The sequence below is a fragment of the Lysinibacillus sp. G4S2 genome, from assembly GCF_030348505.1.
In the GTDB taxonomy this organism is placed as follows: domain Bacteria; phylum Bacillota; class Bacilli; order Bacillales_A; family Planococcaceae; genus Lysinibacillus.
In genome coordinates this window covers 2,499,482-2,524,927 of sequence record NZ_JAUCFJ010000002.1, presented here as the reverse complement: position 1 = coordinate 2,524,927, position 25,446 = coordinate 2,499,482, and the positions used below count along the sequence as shown (strand labels likewise).

General features: G+C 35.1%; 31 protein-coding genes. 9 read left to right on the top strand and 22 right to left on the bottom strand.

Features of this window, described 5'->3' with window-relative positions:
* Positions 1–184: 184 nt before the first annotated feature.
* From QUF91_RS12960 to QUF91_RS12950, 3 genes are all read right to left on the bottom strand, one after another.
* Positions 185–490, bottom strand: coding sequence for a transposase (locus QUF91_RS12960; RefSeq protein ID WP_289418037.1), 306 nt, complete (start codon positions 488–490; stop codon positions 185–187).
* A 182-nt stretch (positions 491–672) separates the two neighbouring features.
* The gene (locus QUF91_RS12955) at positions 673–1,143 is read right to left on the bottom strand and encodes a GNAT family N-acetyltransferase (RefSeq protein WP_289418036.1); all 471 of its coding nucleotides are present in this window, start codon (positions 1,141–1,143) and stop codon (positions 673–675) included.
* Entirely contained in the window at positions 1,143–1,739 is a 597-nt protein-coding gene (locus tag QUF91_RS12950; protein ID WP_285399215.1) for an SMI1/KNR4 family protein, read from the bottom strand. Before QUF91_RS12950 ends, QUF91_RS12955 begins: the two co-directional genes overlap by 1 nt.
* A gap of 140 nt (positions 1,740–1,879) precedes the next feature.
* On the opposite strand from QUF91_RS12950, the gene QUF91_RS12945 reads away from it, so the two are divergent.
* The 3 genes from QUF91_RS12945 to QUF91_RS12935 all read left to right on the top strand — a co-directional run bounded on the left by QUF91_RS12945 (position 1,880) and on the right by QUF91_RS12935 (position 3,910).
* Entirely contained in the window at positions 1,880–2,470 is a 591-nt protein-coding gene (locus QUF91_RS12945; protein ID WP_289418035.1) for a hypothetical protein, read from the top strand.
* A 305-nt stretch (positions 2,471–2,775) separates the two neighbouring features.
* Positions 2,776–3,159, top strand: coding sequence for a hypothetical protein (locus QUF91_RS12940; protein WP_289418034.1), 384 nt, complete (start codon positions 2,776–2,778; stop codon positions 3,157–3,159).
* 202 nt (positions 3,160–3,361) lie between these two features.
* Positions 3,362–3,910, top strand: a complete 549-nt coding sequence (locus tag QUF91_RS12935) for a GNAT family N-acetyltransferase (RefSeq protein ID WP_289418033.1) — start codon at positions 3,362–3,364, stop codon at positions 3,908–3,910.
* Positions 3,911–4,327: 417 nt separating this feature from the next.
* On the opposite strand, the gene QUF91_RS12930 is transcribed toward QUF91_RS12935, so the two are convergent.
* Both QUF91_RS12930 and QUF91_RS12925 read right to left on the bottom strand, forming a co-directional pair.
* A complete protein-coding gene (locus QUF91_RS12930; RefSeq protein WP_289418032.1) occupies positions 4,328–4,882 on the bottom strand; it encodes a histidine phosphatase family protein in 555 nt (184 codons plus the stop codon).
* Positions 4,883–4,893: 11 nt separating this feature from the next.
* The gene (locus QUF91_RS12925) at positions 4,894–5,523 is read right to left on the bottom strand and encodes a hypothetical protein (protein WP_289418031.1); all 630 of its coding nucleotides are present in this window, start codon (positions 5,521–5,523) and stop codon (positions 4,894–4,896) included.
* A gap of 521 nt (positions 5,524–6,044) precedes the next feature.
* On the opposite strand from QUF91_RS12925, the gene QUF91_RS12920 reads away from it, so the two are divergent.
* Together QUF91_RS12920 and QUF91_RS12915 are read left to right on the top strand one after the other, a co-directional pair.
* Positions 6,045–6,206, top strand: a complete 162-nt coding sequence (locus QUF91_RS12920) for an aspartyl-phosphate phosphatase Spo0E family protein (protein ID WP_285400459.1) — start codon at positions 6,045–6,047, stop codon at positions 6,204–6,206.
* A gap of 199 nt (positions 6,207–6,405) precedes the next feature.
* A complete protein-coding gene (locus QUF91_RS12915) occupies positions 6,406–6,879 on the top strand; it encodes a hypothetical protein (protein WP_289418030.1) in 474 nt (157 codons plus the stop codon).
* A gap of 359 nt (positions 6,880–7,238) precedes the next feature.
* On the opposite strand, the gene thrS is transcribed toward QUF91_RS12915, so the two are convergent.
* The 10 genes from thrS to QUF91_RS12865 all read right to left on the bottom strand — a co-directional run bounded on the left by thrS (position 7,239) and on the right by QUF91_RS12865 (position 14,735).
* Positions 7,239–9,158 (bottom strand): threonine--tRNA ligase, encoded by a 1,920-nt coding sequence (gene thrS, locus QUF91_RS12910; RefSeq protein ID WP_289418029.1) that lies wholly within the window; start codon positions 9,156–9,158, stop codon positions 7,239–7,241.
* Positions 9,159–10,070: 912 nt separating this feature from the next.
* Positions 10,071–10,430 (bottom strand): membrane lipoprotein lipid attachment site-containing protein, encoded by a 360-nt coding sequence (locus tag QUF91_RS12905; protein WP_289418028.1) that lies wholly within the window; start codon positions 10,428–10,430, stop codon positions 10,071–10,073.
* Complete coding sequence (locus QUF91_RS12900; RefSeq protein WP_285400469.1) at positions 10,430–10,555, bottom strand: hypothetical protein; 126 nt, start codon at positions 10,553–10,555, stop codon at positions 10,430–10,432. Before QUF91_RS12900 ends, QUF91_RS12905 begins: the two co-directional genes overlap by 1 nt.
* 10 nt (positions 10,556–10,565) lie before the next feature.
* Entirely contained in the window at positions 10,566–11,354 is a 789-nt protein-coding gene (locus QUF91_RS12895) for a lipid II flippase Amj family protein (protein ID WP_289420072.1), read from the bottom strand.
* Between the two features lie 61 nt (positions 11,355–11,415).
* Positions 11,416–12,036, bottom strand: a complete 621-nt coding sequence (locus QUF91_RS12890; RefSeq protein ID WP_289418027.1) for a hypothetical protein — start codon at positions 12,034–12,036, stop codon at positions 11,416–11,418.
* Positions 12,037–12,159: 123 nt separating this feature from the next.
* A complete protein-coding gene (locus QUF91_RS12885) occupies positions 12,160–12,669 on the bottom strand; it encodes a hypothetical protein (RefSeq protein WP_289418026.1) in 510 nt (169 codons plus the stop codon).
* Between the two features lie 275 nt (positions 12,670–12,944).
* On the bottom strand, positions 12,945–13,409 hold the full coding sequence (locus QUF91_RS12880) for a hypothetical protein (RefSeq protein WP_285400472.1): 465 nt from the start codon (positions 13,407–13,409) through the stop codon (positions 12,945–12,947).
* Between the two features lie 86 nt (positions 13,410–13,495).
* Complete coding sequence (locus QUF91_RS12875) at positions 13,496–13,978, bottom strand: GNAT family N-acetyltransferase (RefSeq protein WP_285400474.1); 483 nt, start codon at positions 13,976–13,978, stop codon at positions 13,496–13,498.
* Positions 13,979–13,989: 11 nt separating this feature from the next.
* Positions 13,990–14,337 (bottom strand): DUF3147 family protein, encoded by a 348-nt coding sequence (locus QUF91_RS12870; RefSeq protein WP_285400496.1) that lies wholly within the window; start codon positions 14,335–14,337, stop codon positions 13,990–13,992.
* A complete protein-coding gene (locus QUF91_RS12865; RefSeq protein ID WP_289418025.1) occupies positions 14,337–14,735 on the bottom strand; it encodes a MarR family winged helix-turn-helix transcriptional regulator in 399 nt (132 codons plus the stop codon). Before QUF91_RS12865 ends, QUF91_RS12870 begins: the two co-directional genes overlap by 1 nt.
* Positions 14,736–14,971: 236 nt before the next feature.
* Here QUF91_RS12865 and QUF91_RS12860 point away from each other — a divergent pair, with 236 nt between their 5' ends.
* Entirely contained in the window at positions 14,972–15,307 is a 336-nt protein-coding gene (locus QUF91_RS12860; RefSeq protein WP_285400477.1) for a hypothetical protein, read from the top strand.
* A 135-nt stretch (positions 15,308–15,442) separates the two neighbouring features.
* Here QUF91_RS12860 and QUF91_RS12855 read toward each other — a convergent pair whose 3' ends face one another.
* Positions 15,443–16,069 (bottom strand): class I SAM-dependent methyltransferase, encoded by a 627-nt coding sequence (locus QUF91_RS12855; RefSeq protein ID WP_289418024.1) that lies wholly within the window; start codon positions 16,067–16,069, stop codon positions 15,443–15,445.
* A 391-nt stretch (positions 16,070–16,460) separates the two neighbouring features.
* Between QUF91_RS12855 and QUF91_RS12850 the strand changes: the two genes are divergently transcribed.
* The gene (locus tag QUF91_RS12850; RefSeq protein ID WP_285400481.1) at positions 16,461–17,111 is read left to right on the top strand and encodes a FusB/FusC family EF-G-binding protein; all 651 of its coding nucleotides are present in this window, start codon (positions 16,461–16,463) and stop codon (positions 17,109–17,111) included.
* Between the two features lie 72 nt (positions 17,112–17,183).
* Here the strand turns inward: QUF91_RS12850 and QUF91_RS12845 are convergent, their stop codons facing one another.
* Positions 17,184–18,488, bottom strand: a complete 1,305-nt coding sequence (locus tag QUF91_RS12845) for an O-antigen polymerase (protein ID WP_289418023.1) — start codon at positions 18,486–18,488, stop codon at positions 17,184–17,186.
* 347 nt (positions 18,489–18,835) lie between these two features.
* Here QUF91_RS12845 and QUF91_RS12840 point away from each other — a divergent pair, with 347 nt between their 5' ends.
* On the top strand, positions 18,836–20,257 hold the full coding sequence (locus tag QUF91_RS12840) for an erythromycin esterase family protein (protein WP_285400483.1): 1,422 nt from the start codon (positions 18,836–18,838) through the stop codon (positions 20,255–20,257).
* Between the two features lie 359 nt (positions 20,258–20,616).
* Here the strand turns inward: QUF91_RS12840 and QUF91_RS12835 are convergent, their stop codons facing one another.
* From QUF91_RS12835 to QUF91_RS12825, 3 genes are all read right to left on the bottom strand, one after another.
* Positions 20,617–20,877 carry a hypothetical protein gene (locus QUF91_RS12835; RefSeq protein ID WP_289418022.1) on the bottom strand — a complete coding sequence of 87 codons (261 nt, stop codon included), beginning with the start codon at positions 20,875–20,877 and terminating at the stop codon, positions 20,617–20,619.
* 153 nt (positions 20,878–21,030) lie between these two features.
* Positions 21,031–21,630, bottom strand: coding sequence for a YpjP family protein (locus QUF91_RS12830; RefSeq protein WP_285400487.1), 600 nt, complete (start codon positions 21,628–21,630; stop codon positions 21,031–21,033).
* Positions 21,631–22,155: 525 nt separating this feature from the next.
* The gene (locus tag QUF91_RS12825) at positions 22,156–22,617 is read right to left on the bottom strand and encodes a hypothetical protein (protein WP_289418021.1); all 462 of its coding nucleotides are present in this window, start codon (positions 22,615–22,617) and stop codon (positions 22,156–22,158) included.
* Between the two features lie 743 nt (positions 22,618–23,360).
* Here QUF91_RS12825 and QUF91_RS12820 point away from each other — a divergent pair.
* Positions 23,361–24,056, top strand: coding sequence for a hypothetical protein (locus QUF91_RS12820; protein WP_285400491.1), 696 nt, complete (start codon positions 23,361–23,363; stop codon positions 24,054–24,056).
* A gap of 82 nt (positions 24,057–24,138) precedes the next feature.
* On the opposite strand, the gene QUF91_RS12815 is transcribed toward QUF91_RS12820, so the two are convergent.
* On the bottom strand, positions 24,139–24,345 hold the full coding sequence (locus QUF91_RS12815; RefSeq protein ID WP_353957847.1) for a DUF771 domain-containing protein: 207 nt from the start codon (positions 24,343–24,345) through the stop codon (positions 24,139–24,141).
* A gap of 338 nt (positions 24,346–24,683) precedes the next feature.
* A complete protein-coding gene (locus QUF91_RS12810; protein ID WP_285400493.1) occupies positions 24,684–25,418 on the bottom strand; it encodes a hypothetical protein in 735 nt (244 codons plus the stop codon).
* Positions 25,419–25,446 lie beyond the last annotated feature (28 nt).

Here is a 25,446-nt window from a genome sequence, read left to right as displayed (position 1 = left end):
ACTATAAAACATCAACAACGAATTATGTTATTCACAAAATCTTAAATAGGAATAAATAGCTCCATTACAAAGTCTTCGGAAGGCAATTTATATAGTTTAAAAGCTTCAAACATTTCTCCCGAACAATACGGACACTCCAGTGACACAGCTTCTCCTGGTTTCTTGTCCACCATAAATTCACCAATCACATAGGCTGGCACATCATCTGTCTTCGCTTCATTGAATCTAGTACCACCTTCTGCCACGATTTTCTTAAATATTCGTAGGGAATCCAATCTAATGGATACCATTCACGCTGAGCATCCATCGCTCCCTCTGTAACAAGCACATGCAAATGCGGATTATATTTTAAATCTCGTCCAAATGTATGGATGACTGTAATAATTCCAGGCTTTAGCCGACGTTTCTTAGAACAATTTTGATGGTAATATTCAAATACTTGAGCAACTAATTGACTTAACTCCTGCAATTTTCGATCCTGAAAGAACACATTTCGAAGCTCCTCGGGATCGTAAACACCATATGACGATGAGGTACATTAAACACTAGTTCCTGTTAGCAATACTTTGTTCTATTTTGACAGTTCGTTGCTGTTTTTCGCAGTTTTTTTTGCATAATTAAGCGATTGATTATCAAGCAGAGCGTTCCTGATACATTTTTTCAATTATGCTCTCACCTTATGTAACGACTCATCACTTTAATCTCACCATTGAATCCTGTTGCCAGCCTTCCTTCATCGGCAAACCCACATTTTTTATAAAGTGACTGTGCAGCGGTGTTCGGTATATTAACGCCTAGCACAAGTTCATTGATAGTTGGAAAATGCTCTAAAACAAAGTCAGGCAAAAACTGTAATGCCGCTTTTGCATAGCCTTTCCCTTGTTCATAATAGTCTGTCGAAAAGGCGCGGATCAAGATCGCCTGTTCATTAGAAGAATATGGCTTGACCCCCTCATTTTCATGCAACACAAAGAAGGTTACGAGTTTGTCTTCATCTAATACAAGAATGGCATGACGGTTGGTATCCTGCTTCACTAATTCAATGCTCTCTTTCGGAGACATCGTATATCGAAGCTGGTCTTCAGTTATGGTATATCGATCAATTAAGTAAACATCATTTTCCTCATAAAATTTTAATTTCATCAAATCTCCTCTTCTTCATAAAGTGCTGTAAATTCATACTCCGTATCAACAAGCTTTTGTAAATATGCTTCAAAGGACGGTGCAATCACCTCATAGCTATCTGGGTCATGAACGTAGCGAATTATTTGCCCTACTTGACCACCTTCATTCGGATTAAAATCAATATACAAACGGGATGTACCACCATTGTTCATACAGTCTGAAAAGCATAATCGTTCTCTTAACGGTACATGCATATTAATTCGTTCATCCACTTCCACATAATCTAAAAAATCCTCATAACGCTCATAAATACTTTCACTATCTTTTACTCGGAAATCTGCAATAATTTGCTCTACGGACTTTAGATAATACGGATATTCACCAAGATCTGAGCCGAGCACTAGTACACAAATCGTTTCTTCACCATGTTTACAATAATATGTTCCATTTACATCTTTAAGTAGATTAATAAGTGACTCTGGACAGTTAGGAAACACATTAAGCAATGCTTGAAGTTGAGACTCGGTTGCTCCTATTGCACGTTGTAATTGAAGCTGCTCCTCTTCAGGTAAATATTTCATTAAACCACTAAAATACGGATGAAAAGTACGCATCTATTCTTCCTTCTTTCTGTTTTAAGAGTTGTTGTTTGAACACGAAAGCTATTTTCATTGCATAATAATGTATTGAACAATTGCCAAATATAATGTATTCTAACATGATTTAGAAATTAATTTAAGGGTAGGTGTAAATTTTGGAACTATTAAAAAGAGCGCAAGAGCGAAAAGAAACAGCCCTGACGATTCTAAACGAATTGGAGTTATTAGAAAAATGGAATAAAATCGGACAAGCTTATGTTGTTGGAGCTACAGCCTATGATTTACTAGTGGATCCAGATATCGATATCGAAACCTTTAGTGTCAGCCCTAATGCAACTGAAGCCATGTCGATTTTATCGGATCTAACTAGCAATCCAAAGGTTTTAGAGTTAAAATACCGAAATTATTTAGAATCACCATTTAATGGTTACTATTTTAAAATTCAATATAAGCATACGCCTTTAGAAATTTGGAATATTGATATGTGGCTGTTTTCTGAAACACGAAATGGACCGTTATCAAGGGATTTAATATCGTTAATGAACGATTCCCTAACAATTGATAGTCGAAAGGTTATTTTGAAAATTAAAGAAGAACTGCTAAAGAAATCTATAATACTTCCTTCGATTTATGTCTATGAAGCTGTGTTAGACTACGATACTCAATGCACAGAAGATTTTCTTGATTGGATGAAACAACAAGATGTAGAGCAGCAGACAAATTGGCGCCCTTCAAAAAAACTATAATAAAAATAAAGGCGTGTTGATTAGGAAAAAATAGGTTTATTATTGATCGATGAAAGGGTTTTTCTTGTTACTATTTAGTGTCGAGCCTCAAAACAGAATCGCTAAAGCTACTTTTGTTCGTTTTATAGGGATACTTTGAAGATTTATCGAAACAAAATCGTTCTTTATCGAAACTATTTGGGCTTTTATCGAAACAAAATCGCTCTTTATCGAAACTATTTGGGCTTTTATCGAAAAACAAGCTCTTCTATCAAAGAAATCAACCACATGTTATGATGAAGGCGCTTGCAGCGTAGGGCTACTCGATGCTCGCTCGCAGAAAGCCTTGCTCTGTGCGTCAGCGACAAATTGTTTTATTTGTGCGAAAGCGAAGCGTCAGCGACAAATTGTTTTATCTGTGCGAAAGCGAAGCGTCAGCGACAAATTGTTTATCTGCGCTGAAAGCGAAGCGTCAGCGACAAATGTTTTATCTGTGCGAAAGCGAAGCGTCAGCGACAAATGTTTTATCTGTGCGAAAGCGAAGCGTCGGCGACAAATGTTTTATCTGTGCGAAAGCGAAGCGTCAGCGACAAATGTTTTATCTGTGCAGAAAGCGAAGCGTCAGCGACAAAATGTTTTATCTGTGCGAAAGCGAAGCGTCAGCGACAAAGCGAGTAGCCCGTAGCGGAAATCAGATCCTTCTAATTTAATTAAGGTGGATAAAAATGGTTAATCAACACACCTGATAAAAATATTTATTTCTACTTATTCCAAAAAATGCTACTATAAAGTTACCTAAACATAAGGAGTTGTGCATATGAGTGCGAAAATTGCAGTAGATGCTTTGTTTATACAACAAATTATCCAAGGGATGTAACTCTAACTGCAGCCCTTGAACGAGGGAGAATACAAATGGAAAATTATTTTAAAGAATTTCTTACAGGTCAAACTATTACTTTACAGCAAATGACTTCCATCGACTTAGAAGCATTTGTAAAAATGGAAAGTGAAAAGAAATCGTTGCTACTTGCCAATGATGAAATCCCCTTTCCAAATACCTTTGAGGATCATACTTCATTCTTTCAAAGTATCAGTGGGAAAAAAGAGGAGTTTATCTTCGGAATTTTTGAAAAAACATCAAATGAGCTTGTCGGCTCCTGTGGTGTCTATTCAATCAACTGGCAAAATAGTACTTGCTTTGTAGGCATTTCAATCGGCGAACAATGGCAAGGTAAAGGACTTGGAACGGATGCAATGAAAACTCTTATTCATTTTATTTTTAATTATATTGCTATTAATAAAGTTAAACTTCAGGTTTTTAGCTTTAATAAAGCAGCTATTCGTTCCTATGAAAAGTGTGGCTTTACAAAAGAAGGTATTTTACGAAATGAGATTTTCCGCTTCGGTCAATTTCATGATGTAGTTTTATTTGGTTTATTACGAGAAGAATGGCAAAGCTGATTCTCAATAAAACAAAATAATGGGCTGTCACTTCTTCGGCCAATTTCAAAAAACGCTCGTATGTCTTATTACATACGGGCGTTTATAGTTGGGGTTCCCTGATGAAAATACATTTTCCACTCTGTGTCGTGCAACACCTAAATGAAGCTTCTTAATGGTTTTTTGCCGTTTGTAATGGACGTTGTGCAATATGTAGTATGGACGACATGAGGTGCCACTTGCTGAATCGCAAAATCCCTAGCTACAAATGGGATATTCCATCTTCGTTTTCCAGCGAATTTAATTGTAAAACTTTATCATACTTTGTGCTCGAACTACCAAATTCTCGATATTCTCAAAATCCACTTTCCGATAATGCATTAATTGCTTTTCTAGCTTCAATATTTGTTCCCTTAATTCTTGTACAATCCTCTTCTCCTACTCTTTCCAAATTCTCTGAACATCAACTAACACGAAGTTTTGAAATGTAAGTTGATAGACATCTGGAATTGACAGCTTTTTCCAAAACGAATAATCATATTGAATATCAAAATATTGCATCATTAAGACCATTATATTGCCATGTGTACCAATCACTATATTGTCATTTGGATGCGCTAGCACTATCTTTTGCAAGGTAGTAATAGCTCGTTCCATTGCGGTTTCATTTGATTCTCCACCCTCAAATGCAAAGTTTGGATGACTCCATAATTGACGAATCGCATCGTCAAAATCCATTATCTTTTTATTAGACAATGTTCTTTCTTTAAAAGTATCCACGATATTAACCTGTAGATGATGTTCTTGCGCAATGCCTTCCACCGTTTGGATGGCCCTTTTATATGTACTTGAATAAATTACGTGAATCATTTTATTTTCGAATAATTTTGTGACACGATCCCTATCCTTAAACCCGTTGTCAGATAGCGGTCGATTATACTCATCAGCTGTATAGTGTGAATGGGCATGTCTAACAAAGTATATTACGGTCATTATTATCTCCTCTATTTTTCTTCAGATTTCGCCTTCTTTTCTTTCATATTATTGTATAAATCAATTTTCCACGTACCATTTTCTTTTAGCAAGGCAAATGTCTTGAGAAAATGGGAACTTCCAAAAATAATTTCTAATTTAACAACTGCTACATTTTCGGTGCTAGTATCTTTATCCAATGAAATATTATCGTAGTATCTGTACATCAAATAATCCTGTATTTGCTCATCTAATAAATAATTGATGTATTCTTTGATAAAGGTTTCTTTATTTGGAAGCTCATTGTTATTGTAGGTAATTGCATATAGTTTATCGAAATTATGCTCAAGTATTAAATTCATCATAATTAACACTATTTCCTCTGGTGTAAAAATCTTTAAACTATTACTATCCCCTTTGCTTAAGAATTCTTCATAAAAAGCTTGTTTTTCCTCTGGCAATTCCTCTAAATATGTAAAATCATAATCCCTATCAATAACTGGAGGTTTCGTTTTAGATTCTTCCACGTGTTGAACGGAATGGTTAGTAATTTCTTTTGATTCTGAAGATTCTCCTGTTTTTGTTGTCACTTCTGAACATGCTATTAACATTAAAATAGCCGCGATAATAACGCTTAATAATGGCAACCTTACCTTCAACATCGTATACCTCCCCTATCATTTAATAGATTCGAGAAACCCGTTTACCTATTATTCTATATATTTCGAAAATTCTCAACATTTTCAACCAAAATAAAATCTCCTCAATAACAAACAACAAAAAAGTTTATTTGATAAATTGTGACAAGATACGAAATTCATTTTAAATTCAATCGACGTAAATATAAATCTTTATAGTAAAAAAGTTAGTAATCTATTAAATCTTTCTCTGTTTATTTTTTTAAAACTAGCAATAAAAAAACCCTAATATTTTTGTTATAGGGTAATAGAATATATAAAAAATACAATAAAAGTAAATTAAAATGGGTTAAAATATCCAATATTAAAATTTCTTATTTTCCCCCTCTTTTAAGAGTAAAGATATTTTTCTGTGACTAAATTACGAATTTCTCACCCTATACACAATGTGACATATTTTTTATTTTATGTGAGATACAATGAAAAAGTTGAATCGAGGTCAATGTATTTCAAGAATATGGAGAAAAAATTAGGAGGAAAAGATTTTGGTAAATATATCAGTTAAACAATTCTTGAAGATGGAGATTGAAGTTAAAAGAAGGATTATGTATAGAAAAGCAATGGATTTAGGCTTCACCCATCCTAGTGTTGTAAATTGTAGTCAAGAACTAGATGTCCTACTAAATAAATATTCAAAAGCTTCCTAATAGCGAGGGAGCATTTTATTGAAGATACTAAACGATCGATCAAATAAAGCCAGTCCAATATTTCAATAATTTGACTAGTTTTATCCTGTACTAGGTTCCAGTTATAAAGCCACACCAGATCCTGATGATATTGTAACGATGCGTATATATATCAAAAAATTGGGAATTCTACTTTGTAACACAATAAGGAGGCCTAATCATGCAGGCATTGCTTTTAACATTGGTCGTTGTTTCAAGATTTTTACTACAGCAGCCTCAAGATTCAGTAGAAAACACAGTAGCACCTACACTTTGCATACCATCTGAAACTACATCTTATAAATATCCTAATAATCAATATAAAACATTTCGTACTGAGGACGACTTTTATCTTCAATTAGACCGGGCAATCTACGAGGAATATAACGATGCTACCTTGAACATTCGTCAAAAAATAGCCTTTAAGGACGTACCGAAGGCTGAGGAAACATTTCATCTAAAAACAAATTTTATACGTGAAAAAATAGACCTCTCTCAACATACTTTTATTCATCCCAATCGACAAGTTTATTTTTTAGCATCCTATCAGCAAACAAATCAGGAGATCTATCATAAATACCTTGTCATTGACGCTGACACTCAATCCATCATTTTAGGAGAAAGTAATTATCAAAGTAATAGCACCCCTTATTAAATCTAACTCATTAAATAGTTCGTTCGTTTGTTAATTAATTGTATGCTTGAAAATTGATTAATAGTAGCGAAATCGATGAAAAAACTAACATTTTTTAAAAAATAGGATCATCACCATAATGTGTGGTTGATTTTTGTTCCGACTGGGGGCGTTTGATGAGCCGCGCTTCGCTTGCGCTCCAGGGTCTCATAAGTAACGCTGTCCCCCAGTCTCCACTCCAATTAACTTATACACATGGCATACAATGATGATGAGCCCAAAATTAGTTTTTCGTAACAATACTTTCATGGCTTGACTTAGCTCGACTCTAGGGGTAATGACTTTTTAAGCCCCTAGCAGTCGAGCTATTTCTAAATCGTTTAATTGCTTAAAGTTTTTTGCTGTATTTCCTTCTTTATTTCCTCTATAAACTGTTGCAATGGTTTTTCAATCAATGCTTGCTCACCATATTGACGAACAGTGACATTTTCATTATCCATTTCTTTATCACCAAGCACTAAAATATAAGGTATTTTTTTCATTTGAGCTTCCCGAATTTTTTTACCTAGCTTTTCTTGTCGATCGTCCACGCTTACACGGATTTGTTCCTTTTTTAAAGCATCAACTACTTGCTGTACATATTCTTGATGCGCATCTGCAACGCCAATTACTTTTACTTGCTGAGGTGCAAGCCACGTTGGGAACGCCCCTCCAAAATGCTCAATCAATATGCCTAAAAAACGATCAATAGAACCGAATACCGCTCGATGAATAACGACAGGTCTTACTTTTTCATTGTGTTCATTGACATATGTTAAGTCGAATTTCTCTGGTAGTTGGAAGTCAAGCTGCACCGTTGCACATTGATGACTTCGTTGAATGGCATCTTTAATATGAATATCAATTTTTGGTCCGTAAAACGCTCCGTCACCTTCATTAATTGTAAAAGGAAAGCCCAAATTTGTTAGTACGTTTTCTAACGCCGCTTCCGCTTGATGCCAAAGTTCAAGTTCACCCATATAATCAGCTGGACGTGTCGATAATTCAATATCGTATTGGAAGCCAAAAACTTGGTATACCTCATCAATAATTTTCAGCGCAAGTGCAATTTCATCTTCAATTTGCTGTGGCGTAACAAAAATATGTGCATCATCCTGACAAAAAGTACGAACTCGTAAAAGTCCATTTAATGCGCCACTAAATTCATGTCGATGAACTTGACCAAATTCAGCCATACGAATTGGTAAATCTCTGTATGAATGTAAATCATTTTTAAAAATCAGCATATGTCCAGGGCAATTCATAGGCTTTAATGCAAAGCTTTGGTCATCTACGTGTGTAAAATACATATTTTCTTTGTAATGATCCCAATGCCCTGATTGCTCCCATAAACGCTGGTTCATCATCAACGGAGTCCGAACTTCTTGATAATCAAATTTTGCTTGTAAATGACGTAAATACGACTCCAGTTCATTTCGAATAATTTGACCATTCGCTAAATAAAATGGCATCCCTGGGGCTTCTTCTGAAAACATAAATAACTCTAGTTCTTTTCCTAGCTTTCGGTGATTCCGCTTCTCTGCTTCCTCTAAGAAAACAAAGTAATCCGCAAGCTCTTCTTTCGAGGCAAATGCTACACCATAAATACGCTGAAGCATTTGATTATCACTATCTCCACGCCAGTATGCTCCTGATACATGCATTAATTTAAAGTGCTGTAATTTTCCTGTAGAAGGTACATGCGGTCCACGACATAGATCGTAAAATTCTCCTTGTTCATAAACCGTCACAGCTTCATGTTCAGGAATATCCTCTAATAACTCTAGCTTTAGCGCATCATGAACAAATAGCTGCTGTGCCTTTGCTCGTGTTACTTCTTTGCGCTGTATTTGTATATTTTCTTGAACAATTTGCTTCATCATTTTTTCAATTTGTTGTAAATCAATAGGCGCTAATGAATGCGCAGTATCGATATCATAATAAAACCCGTTTTCTATTACTGGCCCAACCCCAAATTTTGCATCAGGGTATAAACGCTTAATTGCTTGAGCTAACAAATGGGCTGTTGAATGACGAATAACCTGAATTCCTTCTTTTGAGCTAGCATCGTACAGGGAAATTTGTGTATCCTCCAAAATCGGGCGCGTCAAATCAATGATGGTTCCGTTCACACTCCCTACGATTGCTTTTTTACGTAAAGCAGGGCTAATCGCTTGTGCAATGTCGGTTAGTGTAACACCTTTTGAAAATGCTTGTTGTTTCCCATCTGGAAATTGAATGTTAATTAATTGATTTGACATGTTCTCTACTCCTTTTTTATCAATTATGCCTCGGTATAATTGCGTCCAGAATCGGCTTTGCGCTTAGGCCTGCACGATGCAGGTCAGTTAGCCGTTATCGCATGGATGCGATGATTTTAGGCTAACATCCTTTGCGAACTCCTTTCCGATTCCGTGACATCCGCCGGAGGCTGTAACTTCTTTCAGTTGATGTTTGGACAGACTCTGAAAATTGACTTAAAACCGCACTCATCTTTAACCTATAAATGTGAGAGTCTTCTACTGAAAGAAGTTACAAATAAAAAAAACACATGCTCGCGCCCCATAAAGGGACGAGCATGTGTTGATTACCCGTGGTTCCACCCAAATTCCCACTAGATGCACTAGTGGCTCATTGATTTGCAGTAACGTTGCAAAAACGGTGCAAGTTTCCAAGCACTGCTCAAAGGTAGTAAGTTTTGCTTGCTGCATTAGGAAGCTTTCAGCCAATGCCTCCCTCTCTGTGAATTGTTCATCAAAACTCGTGTCCTTCTCATCGCCAATTTCATTGCTTTCTGAAATTGTTATTTACTATAACGAATGCTCCAGCAATTGTCAACGTTTGAAATTTTATTTTTTTTCGTAATATAAATTGTAAGAATGGTGTATTTTACAAAAAAAATATATACCAACTCAGTTTAATAACTATTTGCTTGCCAATGAACGCTCTGGTCTTTGTACACAGTAGTGGCAATGGGGATCACTGCATTTTTCTTCTTTCCAGTCATTACATGTAGCACAAAACTATACATCGAAAGTATCATCATATATAGTATGATTTTGACATATAGAGCACCTCTTTGTTTTATCTATAAATCCACTTATCTCAAGTCCGTTAATTACAACAACATCATTTCGTTCTTCCTCTCTCATAATGGCTTCTCCCCTATTACTTTAGTTATTCTGCACTTCTAAAATCTCATCATAAGACTGCCATTGAATATGAATGCTAGGTGTAGAGTCCCCCTTAAAAATATGCTCACTTTCTTTTTTCGTTAAGGTTAATTGTCCTTCTGTATTCACGCGTACGTCTGACATCCCTAGTGAATTTTTTGCACCTTCAATCGAAATTTGTAAATCACCTAAGTTTTTGTTTTCACCTAGATAGCAAATGTTTAAGCCATCCTCAGTATTACTATTATAAACCGCCTTCCAGTGCTCACTTTTCGCTATGTAATGCACATCTTCTTGTTGATCCGTACTACAAGCAGCTAACACAAAAACCATCAAAATCAGGAAGCAAAATTTTTTCATTAGAACACGATTCCCCTTTCCTTGAAAGTTATCATGATATTATCAACTTCAATATATCGTTCATCAATAGTAAAAAGTTGGTTATCATAATAATCTGTTGGACGGTCATATAATTCTTGATTCATGCAAACCCTCCTAAGTCATAAATTGTGTAAACCAAGCAATATATTTTGCCCCAGGAATAAATAATAGCTGTGCCACAAATGTGCCTAGCAGCCTTGAAGCCATCATCATCACAGAAGCTCGCTTAAGATTTAAGTAGCTGCCTCTTTGATTGATAACATCATCAGCTAGAATGGAAATTTTAGGGTCAATAAAGATAATCAATAACATCGTTGCTACACCATTAATAAGCCCTGACGACATCACAGCAGTTGTCGATCTTTCAGGAACTAGTAAAGAGGCGTAAAGTGCAGATAGTACGCCAATTGTATAGATGGCCGTTATGGCGATATTAACGATAAATAATTTAATAGGTATATCACGCCAACTAATACCCTTTAAGTATGAAAAACTTGGCATATGAAAATGTTTTATTCCCCGTTTGACATATCCAATACTAAAACCTCTTTTGAATAATGCTGGAATAGAGCCTCTTTCCTCAGATAAATGAATAATGGCTCTTGAAAATATCGCTACAAATGTTGGTAATAGTAGAATGCCTACCAATGTACCTATTGAAGCGGCGCCAATAAGTACGCGGAACTGCTGCTCCACAAATGCAAGCGTGTTTTCCTTTGGTGCTGTGTCAGTCAAGCTTCCTGTAAATGGCTGCTGCATCATATTCGCAAGCCTTGAAACCATGACCATGACATTAAACAATGATAAAGCAGAGGCTAATAATTTTACACGTGCACCTGATAATCGAACTGCATACGCAAGTGTTTCTATCGAATGAATGATGAGAATGAACAAAGCAATCATTAATAATTTATCTGTCAAAATATCCAAAGTATTTTACCTTCTTTTTGTTGTTGATTGATTATCACTTTTGTATGATTTTGAGTAATCGTTTGATCCAATCTCGTACATATATTTCCCATTCTTCATGAGGAATTGTCACTGATAGAGAAAGCGATTGCAATTTCTTAGGCATCATATGCATCTTACTTCTTAACAACTCATTATCTTCGGACTCCTCATCGATAAAAAGTAAATATCTCCCCTCTATGGGCTCTCGGTAAATCTTCGAGCAATCTCTAGTTCGATAAACCCTTGTGGAATAAAGTTTGTCATCAATTTTCACTTCATAATGGCCTCTACTCCTATGGTGAATTCTGACATGCGTACCATGTATACGTTGGATAGCCGTCTCAAACTCCAAAAGCTGCCCATCATCCATCTGAATATCAAAAATCCAATTATTTCTATGTTCACTTTTCACATCGGCATCATATGTATCGTATCTTATATTGAATTTATTTGGGTCATCGCCGTTTCCCTCCGTTAAATAAGTTGCAATAAGTTTATCCAAGGCTTCTTTATTTAACTGATTGCCATAGGTTAGGATGGCGATGTGCTTTTGTACACTTGCAGCATATTTGTATAAATCCTCTTCATTTTCAATCTCCCAGTGATTTTTCTTATAGTATAGTAATGAATACAAGAAATACACTCCTTTCTTTTTATATTCTACGAAATTCACTATAATAGGTTCCTTTATTTTCCTGCCAAATAAAAAAACTATTCATTAGTCCATTTCCTCCCTTTGAATAGCTTTTGTCAGTATTTAATGATAGACAGCAAAGTCATTATTCCAACTTGTTGAATCAGACAGCTGATAGGTCCCCATATTGGCGGTTACCACAAGAATCACTCCTGCTCTAGATTTATCTGTAAAGATCGGGTCCTCTAGAACTAATACAACATACCCTTCACCCCGTCCAAGATGATCTATAGCATTTGTAGCGTTTATTTCGAAGGTTGTATACGTTTTCTCATTTGTTGCATGGAGTAATCGTTTCTCTTGATAGGCTCCATTTTCCTTTACATTATAGCAAACGGGCATCCATCCTTCTGACCAATCAATACTGCCTATTATTTCTTTTTGACGATGCGCCAGTTTACCAATTGAAAACGTAAAGTATATCTTCATAACTGCTTGATTTAATTCATTTTTCCCTTCATATGTAGATGTTACTGCCAGCATAACATCACCCTTCGAATGCTTCCGAATAATCACTAAAACCATAGCGAAAACACAGACCAAAAGACCTGCACCAATGACGACAAACCCCATTTAGTCCCTCCTAACATTGCAATTACAGTTACTATCAGATTACCACGTTTTAGGAGGAACAGTATTTTTTCACCAAACAATCTTATGAAATGACACGGGCATAAATGATAAGACAAAAACTAGTATATAGTGCATTAGACACTTAAAAATTATAACTATCCAGAATTAACTTCCCTTAAAAATGGTTTGAACACCAAATAGGATAGTTGTTTGCTTATATTTGGTGAAGACAAATAATCAGTGGGGATAAGAACCCCACTGATTATTGTTTCACTTTATTTTGTAGTCTGTAACTCTGCTGTTAGAGTAAACGGCAATTTCAAATAATTGTATTTAATCGTTATAGTTTTAATATCGGGTGCCTCAACCTTTACAGCATAATGCTGAGGCTGCTTTCCAACGGCTTTACGATCTATGTATTGACTAGGAAAAATATTAACTTGTCTTAACTTATGATATGTAATATTCGGGTTATCCTCCAGCTTCGTTTCCGCTTCAAACGGTTCAGACTTACTCACGACAAGCTCGGCATTTTCAGGCAGTTTATCATTGACGAGTATTTGCTGAAGCTCTATCTCCTGTAGTCCTTTATTCTCTATTTCAACAATTTTTGTAGTTGAATCATCAGTCAGATTCGTAAAGCCGTTCATAACAAGTGGTGGATTGCTTTTTAAATATATGAAGAAACCCGCTCCCACCATAAGAACGCTAAATAATAAAACAAATAGGATTTTTTTCATTTAAATTCCTCACTTTCTATCTCTCCATCAAGTATAGCGAGAAATGGCAGGTGATGAAACCTTGAAAAAGAAAACAACCTGACTCATTATGAGCCAGATTGCTTTTCTAATCGTATTTCATCACGTATTGGAATCCCATCATTGCCGATTAAAGGTATTTCAGGCTTATATGCTCTTGCTTGCTCAACAGCGTTCTGTAATACTTCAACTAAATAATAGCCTCGTTTTTGATAAAATTTTAATGCGTGTAAATTATCATTTGTCGTAATAAGGGTTATCATTGTACAGCTTTGTTCGAATGCTTTTTGTTCAACTGCTTGTACAAGTAATGAACCAATCCCTTTTCCTTCTACAATACTATCAAGGGAAATAATTTCACATTCTTTATGACGAATAATATACGTCACAAGACCTAAAATTGTGTTTTGTTCATCTACATAGGCAAAGCCATCTAATTTGCTGCAGTCATAAACCCCGCTGGAAATGACCATTTCTGTAGTTCCCCAATGCTCTTTAAAAAAATGCAACACATCATTTTTGGATAATTGTTGAATAGGAATGACTGTCATAAATTAATCTCCTAAATAGAAATATTAAATACACCTGCAATCGCTTTTTGAATACCAAGAAATACTGCCCACGAAACAATCCCTAGTCCAATGGCAAAAACGATATGGATCGATGATTTCATCGCCATATAAATAACAAATAGCATGAACATAGTTGCTGGTAGTCCAACGATTACACCATAAGTAAATCGCTGAATATGCTCACTCGACTCACTTTGTACTGTTAGCCAAATGATACTTAAAATACTGACAAGTGGTAGTGCTGCGATCATGCCACCATAGGAAGGAAATCTTCTAGCAACCTCTGTTACGATACCAATTATGGCTGCCGAGCAGAGAATTTTCACTAGTGTATACATCATTTAGACACCTCACATAATAGACGAAATGCCTGTAAAATCGTTTGTTGTTCTTGTTCTGATAGCTGATTTAATGCTTGCTGTAGTTTGTCCTCATCCAATTCTGTATTTTTCTTAACGATTTGAAGACCTTCAGCTGTTAAATGAAGAATTACTTTGCGTTGATCATCGTTGGAACGCTCTTTTTTCACCCAGCCACTACGCTCTAGTTTTTTGACATGCTCAGACGCTGTATTTTGAGAAATATTCAGTAAGCCTGCAATATCACGCACAGTTACTTCATCTTCCTTCTGAATCATCTGCAAAATACGCACGCTTTGATGTGAAATCACTTCTTCATGTGTTGTATGTAGATGATAGAAAATTGATGTAAAATAGTTGTTTATATCTGTAATCATCAAATTTACTCCTTTAATATATCGTTCGATTCGATTATATCGTATAACACGATATATAAAAAGAGGTAAGTTAAAGTTTATATTTTCAGATATTTTCGTCCAAAATATTCTCGTTCTTTTTGATAAAAATCTATCTTTCTTAGCTTCTTGCTAATTACTTAAAACTGGTACTTGTAAGTAGGTATTTCGTAAAGTATTATTACACTATTCTGATATAAAAAATTTGAGGGTTACAAATGTTATATATTCTATATTTTATTGTAGGCGGCTCTATCATGGTATTAGCATTACTGTTAAGCCAATCAAAATATCTGTTTTTATCAGGCATCATTACAGCCTTGCCTATCCTAACACTAATCAATATGGGAATGCAGATGAAAAATATGAAGGAAGATACTTTCCATAGCGTCTTACAAAATACTGTGTTCGGGGCTGTCGGTATGCTACTTTTTACGGTTCTGGCATTTTTATTAACAAACTGGTTTAAACCTAGCATTTCCATAATGAGCGCTCTCGCAGTTTATGCAGTTTTTATGATATCAGGTAAGTATATTATGTCGATGTTTGCATAAAGAAAAGGGGCTGCCTTCTGACAGCCCCTTCATTCGTCTTATCGAGAAGAATCCTAAATTTATCGACTAACATTGTGTATTTACCGAGAAATTTATATGATTTATCGAAACTTTTTTGTGATTTATCGAGAATAATTAATTCGAAATAACAAAAACCCCACCACAATGCGAAATTGGGTAAAAATCTATTTGACAAAGATCTTTTAATAAAAGACTTAGCTCTTCATTGATAAAGTAAAACTCATCATCGTCCCAGTAATCAATACTGTCTTGACGACATTTTTCAAGTTGCGCTCTTGTTTCAAAAGCGACATCGCCAATGAAAATTTTTCCTTGTGGTGTTAATTGCTGTAATAATGCTGTGATATATTGCACTTTCATGTCATCCGTAAAATGATGCAGCGCATAGGTGCTAATAATGGCATCATATTTTTGATGAAGAAGCGCTGCTGGCAGCCCCTTTGACAAATCCCACTCTATTAAGTTTGCTTCTGGCATTTTTTCTTTGGCGATTTCGATCATTTTTGAGGAGAAATCGAATCCGTTGATCGCATGGCCATTATCATAAAGCTTTGCCGTTAATACACCTGTGCCAAAGCCAATGTCTAATATTGTTGATTTTGGACTGTGCATGACTTCGTTAAAAATTGTATTTAATACTGTTTTGTATCCTGCAAATGGATATTGATTACTTTCTTCACTTAACTGAACCGTTTTATCGTACCCGTCAGCCCATAAATTAAATCCTTGTTGATTTAGCATTTAGCTCCTCCTGTTAATCCCCTAAATTTCTATCCCGCTCCAAACAACTAAATTTTTATAATACATAACCTGTTTCATAAAAATTCCCCCTTTTCAAATCAATACTACTATTATACCAATTTTACCAATTTATTGCACGATAAACTTTTCGAAAAATTGCAAAATTCTACACCCTTTTCATTTATTTATTTCCTAAAAAATGCTATGATAATGATAGTTTTCTTTACAAGGAGGAATCTAAATGAATGCATTCTTTTGTAATGCTTGCTCTAGAACTACCACTTTACAGGTCAAAGAGGTCTAGAAAAAGCTAATTAATATAACATAAATTGGATGATCTCTTTAGGCCACAAATCTTTATTTAAAGCCTAATATACAGGAGTGACTTCATATGGAAAAACAAACAATTCAGCCGTTTTTAACGGTCGCAAATTATCATTTACTTGAGCAGCAAATGAATAAAATTTTACAAACACTTGCTACGACAAACGATAAAAGCGTCATCCTTGCCGTTCGTGGCATAGTTGATAGCGAAATTACTGCAAAATTAGCACTGCCCACTGCGGAAGCACAGCTCATCGAACAACTTCTCGGTGTTACAGATCGTGCAAAAGGTGAAGACTATTTAGAGCAATTAAAACCATATGTCATCCCGTTCAAAGCAGTTACTGCAAGCACACTGAAAAGCCTATTTAAAAAGGAAAAAAAGCTAAAGCTACCAAAGCTTGAAGATATGGATTTTCAGCAGATTTGTTATTTAGCTTGGGATGATCATGGAACACATCGAAAATATGTCGTAATTGAGCAAGATGAACAATTAAAAGCGATTAAGGGAATTTTCTCTAACAATATAATTAAAGGAATATGTGCAATATGTAACCGCCATTCTGATGTTGGCCTATTTACTACTTCTGTAAAAGGGCAAGTCGTTGGAACGTTCACGAATCATAGTAATTACATTTGCGCAGATAGCCAAAAATGCAATCAACATGTAACGGATATTGAAAAAACACAAGCATTTTTCGAGCGCATTACACAATAAATATAAGCCTTCTCCATGACGGGGAAGGCTTTTTGATATCTACTTTTCTAATTTCATTACAATGACTCAAGACTACATATTGTTAGCCCACGCCGTCTTTTTCAAGTTTACCGAGGCTGTTTTGTCTTCCATATTCATAATAGACGATGCAATAATGACGAAACCAAGCATTAAAATTATGATCAAATCGAGTAGACCTGTATGCATAGACACCGTAAATACCGTAATAGTGAATGCATATGCGACAGTATGGAAGCTACGAATACCTTCCTGCTTCACTTTATTGTAGATCAGTGAAATTAAAGCTCCGTATAAAAAGAAGCCAATTGCCACTAATAAATAGCCGCCATCTAAAAATAATTGACCGATAAAGGTTGGTGTCGTTGTGCGATTTTCACGTGTAATATTCTTGCCCTTCTCCACACTCACGGAATTCACAACCTCCGTTATTTTCATCCGAGGTGAAGTTTGCTCTCCAGGTAATACTGTACTAAAGATTCCTTTATGGATTTCACCGTGTAAATAACCATTTTCTTTTGTATACTCAATAATTGTACTTAACACGATATGACTAGTCACACTTTCCTCATTGATAGCGCGTATCCAAGTAGGCGTTAAGTTGACTTTATGTTCAGCTGTTAATAATTTCTCTTTATCCTCTTCCGTCAGCTCTACATCGGGTTGTTCTCGTTTATTGAATTCTAATGATTGATCCTCCGTTATTACACGAATAAAACTAAACATTGAGAAAGCGAGACCAATGACTAACAGCGTTGTTAAAAACCACGTTAATTTAATACGTTTCACTACGTAGTGGAAAATGATGATTCCTGTAAATAGCATAATAATTAATGGCGTTCGATAGGCCATTAACAAGAATAAAAGGATGACTCCTGCAAAGATAGAACCATAGATAATCGCTTTTTTCCATGACATACTCTTTTCCATAATCATTTTATACGATAGCAGCAATAAAACGCCAAACCATAGTAATTGACTAAAGAAGTTCAACTTTGGATCAAGATTTCTTCGATTTGACTCATCCGAAATTCCAAGACCGCCTTCAAAAGTCATCAGTATGAAGGCACCTAAGCCAAGTAACGTCAGAAACACAATAAAATGAATGACATATTTGCTTAAAAAAGATAGACCAAATGAAGGAATCGTCCATTTCAGTTTGTCTATAACGTACACACCTATGTAATAGCAAATAACCGATAAAATAACAGCTGGCCAAATGGAAACAGTTATATTGAACTGTTCAAACTTATGCCAATCAAACATGCTCGTAAAGAAATAGAGCATTAAAATAAACGGTAAAAAGAAATACGGTGAAAATGTATCGATTTTATTTAATTTCCCCAAAAATTGTTTCATGCCTCCCACACCCTAAGATGCTTTCCCTCCAAACCTTAAAATAATTTCCAAATATGTAAAACAAAAATAGTATATCATATTGATAGTTTATTTCATATAGGTATTTACTAATTTTGTTAATTGATCTTTTTCGGCATTGGAGCACAGTTTTTATATTAAAATACAGCCATCCACCTACCATCCCTATTGCACTTAATAGAGGTGTTTTTTCATGCCTTTCTCCAAAGATACTCAATGAGAACAAATCCAAAATTATATTAATAAGCCAAATTTAAACAAAGTTTAAGCGAAATTTAAACTTACTTGCTTATAATTGGTCTTAACATATAGAGAAGGACTGATTGAGAATGACAAAAGGTAAGAAACGTAAGGTTTTATTATCATGGAGTATTGCGCTAACAAGTTTTGTTGCGTTTAACGGAGTATCAAATGCATCCGCAGCAGTTCCGACAACAGAAGAGCGCATAGCATTAGAGAACAATTTGGAAGCAAATCAAGCTCATACATCCGATAAAACACTTCAGGAGTGGAAAAAGTGGACAAACGACCATGCTTACAGCTTGACATCCATTCAACCTGAAACATTTAGTAAACAAAAGATTCCATCAAGTAAATTTGAAGATTTAGAGATGCTTAAGCCTTTATTGCATGATAAGCGCATCGTTTTTTTAGGGGAAAGTTCTCACGGTGTGGCTGAATTTAACCTAGCAAAAACACGTATTATTCAATTTTTACACCAAGAAATGGGCTATAACGTTCTTGCCTTTGAAAGTGGTTTAGGGAATGTCATGAATGCCCAAGGACATATCGACAAACAAACAGCGCAACAAACGATGAAGGATGCTATTTTTGGTGTATGGTGGACGAAAGAAACACTACCGTTATTTGAATATACTAAAAAAACGCAGAATACAGATAAACCATTAAAATTAGCAGGCTTAGATATTCAACTGCAAGGTGCATTTACAAACGGTGACTGGCTACAAAATAGTCAGCTTGCGAAACAGTTCAGTGATGCAGAGAAGCAACTGGCAGAATGGAGCTTCAGTAATGATTTAAAGGGCTATCAAAAAGTACAACCAAGCATTATCGCAGTATATAAACAAGTAAAATCACAAGTACCGCTTAAAGAAAAAGAGTTAAAAGCAGCTTATCCGAACGAGCCTCATATTGTAAAGCTTATGGAACGTACTTTAGCTGACCGTATCCGTTTAGCAGACGAATATGTAGAACTATCCATTAAAACAATTATTGAATTAGAACAAGATAAATTTGACTCATATTTAAAGACAATGGAATGGCGTGACCAGGCGATGATGGAAAACCTACTTTGGTTAGCAGAAGAAATTTATCCAACTGAAAAGTTTATCGTCTGGGCTCATAATGACCATATTCGTAAAGCACAATCCGAAGTAATGGGTTCTGATCCGATAAAATTAATGGGTGAGCGTCTACCAGATATCTACAAGAAATATAGCTATGTACTTGGCCTTTATATGGCTGGTGGCGAAACAGCAAATAATATAGGTGAACCTATGACCGTTTTACCGCCAATAAAAGGATCTATCGAGGATATTCTTTCATCGACAAATAAACCATACACATTTATCGACTTACGAAACCGTCAAAATGAACGAGGAAACTCATGGATGTTTGAGCCACGCTTATCATATAGCTGGGGAGTCATGGAGGAAAGTCTAGTTCCACGCGATCAATATGATGGCATTCTACTAATTGATAAAGTAAGTAAGCCAAATTATATAAAGTAAAACTTTAATCAGTGGAGATCTACTTTATCACCACTGATTATTATTTGAAAGAATTGGGCTTCTTCGGGCAGTAAGACTCTTACCATCGGCTAGAGAACACTAATTCATTGCTTCCACGATTTCGAGTGTTTCTTCTATCTAAATATTCCGAAAAGAAAATGTGTTTCTCAGCAGCAGATTTCCGTTTTCCAAATTAGTTTAGAGGATTAGTGTGTCCTTTTTTTCAACGGCATAAATATTGCCTTTAGGGGCTATCTGTTTTTCTCTGGTTGCATCCTTGCAAGGAATAGATACAACCATAGCAGTTGTATCTCTCGACCATTTTTCACGCCTCTTTCGGCTTTTCAATGTAGTGAATTTTATCTCATACTTTTAGCAAGTTCTGCCAGTGTAATTTTTGTAGTTTCCCACTCCCGTTTAATTTCATCCCAATTAGCCATATCTCCTAAACCACCTCCAACATATATTTGTTTTGTAATTTCCCCTATTATGTTGTTAGTTGCTCTGAAAAAATTAAAAGAAGCCGGGACATACCTGATTAAAAATTTAAAAGCGCGAGAAAGCAATATTAGAAACGTTGATTTCTCGCGCTTTGCTATAAAAATATACTTATGTCCCAACCTCTTTCGAATAGGTTTTCCTATTTTATCCTTATTACCCAGTTAATAAAGAATGGCATTTTAAAAATAATTTAGAAATTCATTTCAAACATTGATACATCCATGTTTTAAATTAAAAAAACACTCGTATTTTAAACGAGTGTTTTTTGATTATTAGGATAGCCATTTTGGAGGTGTGTTCTTCTCCCAGTAAATATCCCCTAAATTGTTGTGTGCTATAAAGTCGTCCTCGACACTGTGGTAGTGGAAGTTGTAGTAATAGCCTTCCTGTGGTCTTTTTTCTGTACGAACGTGGAAGCGAATTAAATCCTTACCTGATTCATTGCTAGTAATATTAAATATTTTTTCACCATAGTTACCACTTGGCTTTTCTGAAATTGATAGGGATGCTAATGATGTATCGTCTAAGCCCGCTACAGTCATCGCAATTGCTTCTTCCATTTTAGGGAAGATAATGGAGTCAAACTCATTGCTAATTTTCGGTCCAATTTTTGTGCCGAACTTTATGTAGGATTGCTCTTTAGCTGCATCAACGAGCAATGCTCCGTAGTCTATCGGTTCCTGAAGTATTTCGGTCCGATCTTCAACTGGTTTAGCTGCAACGGCATTGCTTGTCCCTGGTGATGAATCAATTGATGAACGATTCGAAGCATTTTGATCGAATGCATCCCATATTTCATGTGTTGGCGTAATTAATCCTAATGTTAAAAACGCAACCATTATGACGATACTCTTTTTAACCCACTTTTTCATTAATTAACACCTTCTCTTTATGTACAAATTGGTAATTCTACTACTTATATATACGTACAAGCCAATAAAAGGTTTCATATTTCCATAATTCATTGTACAATATTTATGTATAAAGTGAAAACTCACTAAAGCATTTACTTCCAGTTATATGTGGGAAAAATGTGTCGTTTTTTAAAAGGAGGTACAAGCATGGACATCGCAATGAGTATTGGTCTTTTATTAATGTTAGGTTATTTATCATCTTTATGCTTCACGGACTAATAAAATTATTTTGCAAAGAGCACTATATAATTCCCCAAAAGCCTACTACATCAATATTCTGTAGGCTTTTTACTTTTTATCAACAATGCATATAAACACTTTAAATAACATTAATTTGGGGCTGAGTTGGGGCTAATCGGGGCTAATTATTAACGCTTTGGTGGGCATGTTTGTATGGATGATGAAATACCTAGATTGGAGCTATTTCCTTCAATCTTTTTTGTACGTGATGAAATATAAAAAAAGCACCCTCAATTGAGAGTGCTAATTTTTAGTAATTACTTTTCCGTATTGTCTATTTAACAAATCAACAATGCTATGAAACGTTTCATATAACGTTTTCCCTTGAAGATTTTTCACGTATGCTTCACGAGCAATCTTATATATAGGGTCAAAAGGAATATCTTTTATGTCCAACCACACATTCTGCACTAACACACAATCTACATCCTCTGTTTTTATAAAAGGACTATACCTTTTTTCCTCTAAGCTTATAATAACCATGTCATGTTTAAACAAATTGAAAGCGTGACGTATTCCAAGTATTTTGGACATATTTTTCCGGTCCTTACGTTTTTCAACTTGGTATAAAGAGAAGTGTTCCCACATCAAATCATCCCTATTTGTTATCCAAGTAATTAATTCCATCGTTATTTGATAAGTTAAATCGTATATCTCAAACAAATTCAGTTGTTTTCCATTTAATTTACCTGTTTGAATATCCATAAACTCTAGTTTTTTTTTTATTAATAATAGAAATATTACGTTTCAGTCGATTTTCAATAATTTCCATAAAAGACACCTACCTTTATCTACTGATTTCGACAAAAGGAAAGGATTTCCTTTAATTAACTATTTTCCTGACGAAAAAAACACTCGCCGTAGCAAGTGCTTATTTTATTACTTATCTTTATTCGTATTTTGTTGAGATTCCATTTCTTTACGTTTTTGTTCTTCTTCCAAACGATCTTTAATTTCATGAAGAAAGCATGCATACGTTGTTGTGTTTCACTAGATGGTATGGTTTTCAATACATTCCCTTCTTTCTACATATTCATTGTCTCTAACTCCACTTGTGTTTATACCGTGAATCTCATGCCTCAAAATTGAGCCGTCAAATACATAACCAAAATGTGGTCATCTTTTCATTGCCGAATTTTCGACTATAAAAACTCGCGGCTGAAAATTCAGCTGGCAATATACGCTCGATTTTGGACAGGTCAAAAAAATTAGTGGACTCGTCAAATTTTACGTTTCCTCATTTTTGAGGAGGCCTGCCGAAAAATCTGAATAAGCTAACGCGTGGTACCATTAAATATAGTGAAATTAAAGAAATTGCAGATATCATTGGAATGCAAATAGAGTGGAATAAAAAAGAGGACGCCCATTGATTCGGGTGTTCTTGTTTTTTATATGTACTTTTATCTCCTTATTCCCTAAAATGGAAATATAGAGGGAGTGATTTCATAATGAAAAAATTAATCTACATCGGAGCCATGTCTGCATTGTTGCTTACAGCTTGTGCTGGAGAAAAAGCAGAAGGAACAGATAACACTCAGGAAGAATTAGATAAAGCTAAAGAAAAAGAAGCTGAAAAGAAAGCGAAGGAAGAAGAGAAATTAAAAGAAGAACAAGCTGATAAAGAAAAAGAAGCTAAGGAAAAAGCTGGAAAAGAGGCTAAAGCTAAATCAAAAGAAGAAGAAAAATTAACAAAGCAAAAAGAGTATTTCGCCAAAAACACTCAACCAGCTATTGATAAGTGGGTCAAAACATATGACCTATTATGGAATAGTATTTGGAAACCAACTTTTGAAGCAATAGGAAATGGAAGTAAAGATGTATATGCAGCTTATGATAATATGAAAGCCTTGAAGGAAGGATATAGAGAGTTAAGTCTTCAGAATTCTTTGCCAGTCGAAGGATTAAGTAAGGAACAGAAAAAAGACGTTAAAGAAGCTATGAGTCAGTTAAATTATGCAGCTGCTTCAAGGCAATTAGCTGCAGAAAAGGCTATGAAAATGTTTGATGAAGGTAACTTTACTCCTTCTCAGATGGATAAGATAAAATCTGATATTACAGCTTCTGATAGTCAATTATTAAAAGGTATTGCAGGGATTACAACACTTAAACAAGAATTAGGATTAATTGAAGAAACGAAGAAATAAGTCACTCAATATGAAGTGACCTCAATTGTTAGACACACCATCAAACAATTGAGGTCACTTCACAGTTGAAAGAGTTTCTTCATTATTTACTAAATATTAAATAAAAATTATCTTCAAGAAATCTAGACATCTTAGAGGCCAAGAAACTCCATTTTTCACCTTTTGCTTTTGGATAGTAAACAAAGCCACCTTGCGAAACATCTAGCTGTCGTTTGAATTTTTGTGGATACAGTATATTATCTTTGATCCACACTTGTTTTTTGCCAATGCGATTTTCTAAGTCGCCCATTGTCCAATAGACTCCGATCAATCTATCTTGTTGTAATGCCTCAAGATTAAGACCATATCTTCTGGTATTGGTATTGAAAGAGTTACATTTAATTGTTGTTTATTCATCTAAATCTCCTTATAAAGATATAAAAAGCGACACTATTTCATCTATAGTAGCTATCGCTTACATTTTATCTTAACAACTAAAAGGCCACCCATCACGGAGTGGTCTTTTCATCTAAACCTAAGACATCGACAAACATCCTATCTGTAGGTCAACAAACCATAAAAAATAGCCCCCTATCAAATAAATTAGAGAGCTAAATAATTCATAATCTATCACATCTTCAACTGGCTTTAGTAGATTGGCTTTAAAATACCTACTGGAAGCCAAGTACATTGTTCATCATTAGCTTCTAAGTCTTCCTTTACACATAAATACGCATTAATGGAATCACTCACTGAATAAACCATACTTCCTTTCGGCATCGCTTTTTCCGTTTTAGAACCTACTAATGGATAAGTTTTCGCTTCAGAGTCTTCCGTTACTTCATAACGTACACCGGTTTTTCTAAATTTTGTATCGGCTACTTTCATATCTGAACCAGGATAATGCTTTTCGCACTTTAACCCATTTCCTGTGTCCCTACAATAACTCAACATTTGATCACCATTCATATCCGTGATGGAAGTATCACGCCATTCCGTAAAGAGTTTGCCATATTCGCCGCTATTACGGTTGATATTAATATACGTTACATTTGGATAGAAAGATGCGCGAATTTTCATCGGTATCTCTTTAAAAACTACTAGATTTGTTGCTTGTACACGATATGGCCCCATTTGATAAAATGTTTTGCCATCATATTTTTCAATTTCATACGTTTTAAAATAATTATTGCGTTTCACCACTAATGAATCAAATGTACCATCCTCATTTTTCTTATAAATCTTAATATCTTTTGTAAAAGTCATTTTCCCCGTTTGGTCTTTAAATACTTCTGCTCCATCATACCTGACAGCCTCTGATTTTGTTGGATTTATTACCGCAAATACAAATGCTGCTAGTAACACAATAAATAATTTTTTCATTATTCTCCTCCTACTCAATTTTAAAAAC